5 protein-coding genes are annotated in these 4,052 nt (G+C 61.6%); 1 reads left to right on the top strand and 4 read right to left on the bottom strand.

Going from position 1 to position 4,052, the window contains the following annotated elements; all coding sequences use genetic code 11:
• From lipB to AB4043_RS17080, 4 genes are all read right to left on the bottom strand, one after another.
• Positions 1–631, bottom strand: a 631-nt coding sequence (lipB, locus tag AB4043_RS17095) for a lipoyl(octanoyl) transferase LipB (RefSeq protein ID WP_442307605.1), incomplete at its 3' end; no start/stop codon positions are given.
• Positions 632–795: 164 nt separating this feature from the next.
• A complete protein-coding gene (gene lpdA / locus AB4043_RS17090) occupies positions 796–2,211 on the bottom strand; it encodes a dihydrolipoyl dehydrogenase (protein WP_442303401.1) in 1,416 nt (471 codons plus the stop codon).
• 107 nt (positions 2,212–2,318) lie between these two features.
• Complete coding sequence (locus tag AB4043_RS17085; protein ID WP_442303402.1) at positions 2,319–2,837, bottom strand: DinB family protein; 519 nt, start codon at positions 2,835–2,837, stop codon at positions 2,319–2,321.
• Positions 2,838–2,841: 4 nt separating this feature from the next.
• On the bottom strand, positions 2,842–3,450 hold the full coding sequence (locus tag AB4043_RS17080; RefSeq protein WP_442303403.1) for an AAA family ATPase: 609 nt from the start codon (positions 3,448–3,450) through the stop codon (positions 2,842–2,844).
• Between the two features lie 92 nt (positions 3,451–3,542).
• On the opposite strand from AB4043_RS17080, the gene AB4043_RS17075 reads away from it, so the two are divergent.
• Positions 3,543–4,052: VWA domain-containing protein (locus AB4043_RS17075; RefSeq protein ID WP_442307604.1), on the top strand; the 510-nt coding region annotated here is incomplete at its 3' end.

The following is a 4,052-nucleotide window of genomic DNA, read 5'->3' as shown; positions in this document are numbered from 1 at the left end:
GTGTCGGCGCCGGTGTGTGGCCCTCCGGGGCCTCCAGCTCCAGGCTGGTGACGGCGCGGTCGGTGATGCCGCAGGGCACGATCAGATCGAAGTCGCGGAGGTCCGTGGTCACGTTCAACGCAAAGCCGTGAGAGGTAACGCCCATGGAGACATGCACGCCGAAGGCACAGATCTTCTTCTCCGGGATCGATCCACCGGGGATGGTCCAGACGCCGGTGCGGCCCTTTACCCGCTGGGTGAGCACCCCGAAGTCGTGGCAGACGCGGATGATGACCTCTTCGAGCATGCGCATGTAGTCGACCGGCCCAAGATGCGGCCCGCGTTTACCCGGCCAGTCGCCGCGGAGGTCGAAGATGGGATAGCCGACGAGCTGTCCGGGACCGTGATAGGTGACGTCGCCGCCGCGGTTGATCTCATGCAGCTCTACGCCCTTGCGTGCGAGCAACTCATCGCTGGCGAGGACGTTTTCGCGGCGGGAGTTGCGGCCCAGCGTCAGTACCGGGGGATGCTCCAACAAGATCAGCGTGTCGCCGATACGATTCTGCTTGCGCGCTTCGATCACCTGGCGTTGGATCTCGAGGCCGTCAGCGTAGGTGGTGCGTCCGAGTTGGAGAAGGTGAATGTACTGCATTGCGCAATATCCCCGAATGTTGCTCTAGGGGATATAAAAGGCCCAGGGCTGAAGCCATCGGCTCCCACCTATTCGCGCAGAGCGCGAACAACCCATGTCCCCGAGGGGCACTACCCCGGACATGGGGCACCCAGGATATGGGTGCCCCGAACCGATTGACGTAACTAGACGTTGATCGCCATGCCTTCGACTGAAGCGAAGCCGTCGAGCAGGGCTTCGGCGACCGTCGGATGAGCGTGCACGGTGAACATCATGGACTCTACCGTCGCTTCCAGCTCCATCGCCGTCACTGCTTCCGCGATGATGTCGGTGGCAAGCGGGCCGATGATGTGTACGCCGAGGATCTCGCCGTACTTCTTATCGGCCACTACCTTGATGAAGCCATCGTGCGAGCCCAGGATCGTGGCCTTGGAGTTGCCGACGAAGGGGAACTTGCCGACCTTCACGTCGTAGCCCGCTTCCTTGGCCTTGGCTTCCGTCAAACCCACGGAACCGATCTGCGGCTCGCAGTAGGTGCAGCCGGGGATCAGGTTACGCTTCATCGGCTTGGCATACTTGCCGGCCAGCTTGGCGGCGACCAGCATGCCGGCCGTGGAGCCGGAGTGCGCGAGCTGCGGGAAACCCATGACGATATCGCCGATGGCATAGACGCCCGGCTCGGACGTCTGCATGTACTCGTCTACCTCGACGAAGCCGCGGTCGACCTTGACCTTGGTCTTGTCGATCCCAACGTTGCCGGTGCGAGGCGCACGGCCCACGGCGACCAGAACCTTCTCCGCTTCCTTCGCGGCAGGCTTGCCGTCACTGGTAGTGAAGTCGACCTTCACGCCGCTCTTGGTCTTTTCGATCTTGTCGACCTTGGCGGAGAGGTGAACGTCGATGCCGCGCTTCTTGAACTGGCGCAGCAGCTCCTTGGAGACCTCTTCGTCCTCTGCCGGCACGATGCGCGGCAGAGCCTCGATGACCGTAACCTCCGAGCCGAAGCTGCGGAAGATGGAGGCGAACTCGACACCCACGGCGCCAGAGCCGATGACCACGAGCGACTTGGGAACAGCCTCCATCGAGAGGATCTCGATGTTGGTCATGATCTTGTCGTCAGCGGTGTAGCCGGGGAGCATACGCGCATCGGAACCGGTGGCCAGTACGACGTTCTTGGCCTGGACCTGCGACTCCTTGCCGCCCTCGATGGCGATGGTGTGCACGCCGCCCTTGGCCGCGCCGGTGAGTTTGCCGTAGCCGCGAACCACCGTGATCTTGTTCTTCTTCATCAGGAAGTCGAGACCCTTGGTGTGCTTGGTCACGATGTCCGCCTTACGGCCGACGACGGCAGGCCAGTTCACCTTAACCTCGCCGGTGGTCTCCAGACCGAACTCTTTGGCGTGCTTGAAGTGGTCGTAAATCTCGGCCGAGAAGAGGATCGCCTTGGTGGGGATGCAGCCCACGTGGAGGCAAGTGCCGCCAATCTTGTCGGTAGCCTCAATCAATGCCACCTTCAGCCCATACTGCGCCGCACGGATCGCACAGGTGTATCCCGCGGGTCCGCCGCCAATTACCGCAATATCAAAGATCGTATCTGCCAAGGGAATCTCCGTTTACTTCAAGACGTGGGATGACACAAACGTGACCATTTTACGCTGCCCGACAACGTTGTGCGATTTTCGACACGGATCGGCCGATAACAGCACAACTATAGGATGTGGGATGATGCTGCTGCGATTCGCTCCAACTGGAAACGGTGGTGCTGCATGTGCACAGCGAAGAAGCCGAGCATGTTGGGAAGGTCCATCCAGCCCGCCACTGGATGCCAAAAGATGCCACCCTGCAATCCCTCCGGTGTCGTTGAGAGAAAGATCCCCAACTCCTTCCGCGTCCTTTGCCACTCCGTGAGGACGTGGTCCCAGTCGGGGTCGCTCTCCGGGAGGACATGGCTGGCGATCTCCGGAACTTTCACCCTGCGGTCGGTTGAGAAGAGCCGGTGAAGAAATCGGATGTTGACACGGTCCTGCTTCTCGACCGGATGCGGCTGCGCGATATTCTGACGCGCTGTCTCCAGAGCTGTTGCCTCGGTCTTCGCCAGATGGCAGACCACCTCAGTCGCGGACCAGGCCTCGGGCGCCTCCCGGAACGATCGCCTTGCGGGAGTCCACTCTAAGAGTGGCGCCAGCAACAGCCTCTTCTGCGCCTCCAGCTCGACGAGCGTAGGCATTACCCTACCCGATGGTTCCCGCCGCATCAATCGTCGCCTTCACCATCGCATCGATGCCCATGCAGGAGTTGAGCAGCAGGTGATAGAGGTGGCGGTCGGCCCAGTCGCGGTCATAGTGCCGGCGGATATAGGTCGCCCGGGCTGCGTCGGCGGCGTGGATCTCCTGCTCGGCATGGTTGGCGCGCTCCGGGTACTTTGCTTCGAACCAGCGCTTTTTGTTCGGCATGGAGGCATAGGTGAAGACGTGGAACGCTCCCGGCTCACCGCACAGGTAGCTTGAGCCGCCGCGGCCGACGATGACACAGTGTCCCTCTGCCGCCACGCGCTTCATTGCCCGCTGCAGATAGCCGAGCATCTGTTCGGTATCGACGCCGCTCGGCGGGAAGCCCAGTTCAGCGCCGCCGGCCAGAAAGCCCTTCCCAAGACGTGCGTACCAGGGATCCCGCCTCTCGTCGCCTGCCACGACCTGGGTGGGATCCACCCCGGCCTCCGCGGCCGCGGCGTCAACCAGAGCCTTGTCGTACAGCTTCCAACCCAGCGTGTCCGCCAGGGCCGCAGCATACTCCGCGCCCTCGCTGCCATATTCCCGTTCGATCGTAAAAAAACGCACCATACGCGACGAACTATAGCACGGCAACTTTGCGAAGCATTCGTGATTTCTGAATCATCCATTGTTCCGTGTCTTCCATGCCGTATTGTGGCTGCATGTCTCTCCGACACCTTCTGCCCATGCTCGCGCTCGGCCTTGTTTTGCCTGCGCATGGACAACAGGAGCAGCCCGAGTTCCGGCTGCAGATCAACAGCCGCCTCATCAGCACCACCCTCACCGTCCGCGACGCCAAAGGCAAGCTGGTCACTAACTTGCCGCAGACGGCCTTCCATATCAGGGAAGACGGAATCGAGCAGACCGTACGCTACTATGCCAGCCAGCGTGAGCTTCCGCTCAGCATTGCCTTGATCGTCGACGCCAGCGGCAGCCAGGACAAGTTCGTCAAGGAACACGAGCACGAGATCGAAGACTTCCTGAAGGAAGTCATGGAGCCGCGCGACCGTGCCTTTGCCATCTGCTTCGGAAACCACCTGCGCCTGGTCAGCGACTGGACCAGCACCCCCGGCGAGATCATCGAGAGTGTCCACCGCTTCAACAAAGGGGAGCACAACTTCCCCGAGATCGGCCCGAAGGAGGAGCGCGAGCTGGGTACCGCTGTCTATGAC

The sequence above is a fragment of the Terriglobus sp. YAF25 genome, assembly GCF_052113305.1.
Taxonomy (GTDB): Bacteria; Acidobacteriota; Terriglobia; order Terriglobales; family Acidobacteriaceae; genus Terriglobus.
This window is presented reverse-complemented; position numbering and strand designations above follow the sequence as displayed.

Excerpts from the sequence above, each read along its gene's own strand:
- AB4043_RS17085 (WP_442303402.1), bottom strand. The coding sequence starts at position 2,837 with ATGCCTACGCTCGTCGAGCTGGAGGCGCAGAAGAGGCTGTTGCTGGCG.
- AB4043_RS17080 (WP_442303403.1), bottom strand. The coding sequence starts at position 3,450 with ATGGTGCGTTTTTTTACGATCGAACGGGAATATGGCAGCGAGGGCGCG.